Source organism: Paraglaciecola chathamensis S18K6 (genome assembly GCA_000314955.1).
Classification (GTDB): Bacteria; Pseudomonadota; Gammaproteobacteria; order Enterobacterales; family Alteromonadaceae; genus Paraglaciecola; species Paraglaciecola chathamensis.
Genome location: BAEM01000061.1, coordinates 1 through 1,799, shown reverse-complemented (window position 1 = coordinate 1,799; position 1,799 = coordinate 1). Strand labels below are relative to the sequence as shown.

Sequence of the window (1,799 nt, the reverse complement as noted above, 5' to 3'; positions counted from 1 at the left end):
CCGTGACCAATATCGAGACCGTGGCATTCTCTGGCTCGTTAGTGTTGCCCGTAATCGTAGGCGTTGCATCATTGCTGTTATCTGGCGCAACGATACTTAACGTCGGTGCTTGGGTATCCACACTGCCCGTGTCGCTATCTGTCGCAGTGTTACCCGCAGCATCCGCCACCGTCGCTTCCACCGTGTAACTGCCCTCTTCAAGTGCGACCGGCACATCTACATGGAAACTGCCATCTGGCTGCACTGTGGCCGTGAGGTTTTGTACCGCTGAATCACTCCCTGTCACCGTTATCGTCACCGTCGCCCCCACAGGCGCAGTGCTCGTTGTTCCCGTAATCGATGGCGTCGCATCACTGCTGTTATCGGGTGCCTCTACCGTTAGGCTCGGTGCTACCGTGTCAATACTGCCTGTGTCACTTTCAGTAGTGCTGTTACCTGCGGTATCGGTAATGCTTGCTTGAACGGTGTAATTGCCTTGTGCCAAGTCATTAGGCACGTCCACGCTGAACGACCCATCAGATTGCACCGTCGCACTCAGGGTTTGCTCAACCCCTTGTGAATCAGTGACCAATATCGAGACCGTGGCATTCTCTGGCTCGTCTGTATTGCCCGTAATCGTTGGCGTTGCATCATTGCTGTTATCTGGCGCAACGATACTTAACGTCGGTGCTTGGGTATCAATATTGCCAGTTTCTGTTTCTGTGGTGCTATTACCTGCGGCATCAGCGACGGAAGCAGAAACACTGTACGCCCCCTGCGCTAATTCAACGGGCACTTCAATTGAGTAACTTCCATTTTCTTGCACTGTGGCGCTGAGGTTCTGAGTGTTCCCTTGCCCATCAGTTACAGTAATAGTCACAGATGATCCCGAACCAGCATTCGTTGAGCCACTGATTAGCGGCGTAGTGTCATCAGCGCCTGAGGGTATAACCAAAGATAAACTAGGTGCTGTCGTATCAATGTTTCCCGACTCAGATACACTGGCGACGTTGCCATTTCCATCATCTAGCGTAGCAATAACAGAATAATTTCCGTCGGCTAATGCTCCGGGTACGTCTAATGAGAAGCTACCATCTGGTTGTACAGTGGTGGTGAGGTTTTGAGTCGATCCTTGACTATCTGTCACCGTAATATTAACGGTTGAGCCATCTAAAGAAGCATCAGTTGTACCGCTTAATGTAGGAGTGTCATCATTGGTAATTGCTGGTGCAGTTAAGGTTAAGTTTGGCACTGTTGAATCAACAGAGCCATTGTCTATCACAGTTGTTGAATTATTGGCTACGTCAGTAACTGTTGCGCTGACTGAAAAATTACCTTCAGCTATAGCACTCGGTACCTCTACTGAAAAATTTCCGTCAGTTTGCACTATCGCACTGAATGTCTGAGTATCGCTATTGCTATCAGTCAGGGTGATGTTAATAGTAGAACCAGGCGCAACATCGGTACTACCGGTGATCGTTGGCGTTGTATCGTTAATATTATCTGGCGCGTTTACGACGAGTGTTGGCGGAACTGTATCTACGCTCCCTGCTTGGGAAACAGTCGTTTCATTACCTGCGTTATCAAAAATGGTTGCAGTGACATTATACGTGCCTTGTGCCAAGTCATTAGGCACGTCCACGCTGAACGACCCATCAGATTGCACCGTCGCACTCAGGGTTTGCTCAACCCCTTGGGCATCAGTGACCAATATCGAGACCGTGGCATTCTCTGGCTCGTCTGTATTGCCCGTAATCGTTGGTGTTGCATCATTGCTGTTATCTGGCGCAACGATAGTTAACGTCGGTGCTTGGGTATCT

At 49.6% G+C, this 1,799-nt stretch carries 1 protein-coding gene; it reads right to left on the bottom strand.

The genetic code is table 11. The features are described from left to right. Positions 1-1,799, bottom strand: a 1,799-nt coding sequence (locus GCHA_RS21415) for an Ig-like domain-containing protein (RefSeq protein ID WP_039992897.1), incomplete at both ends; no start/stop codon positions are given.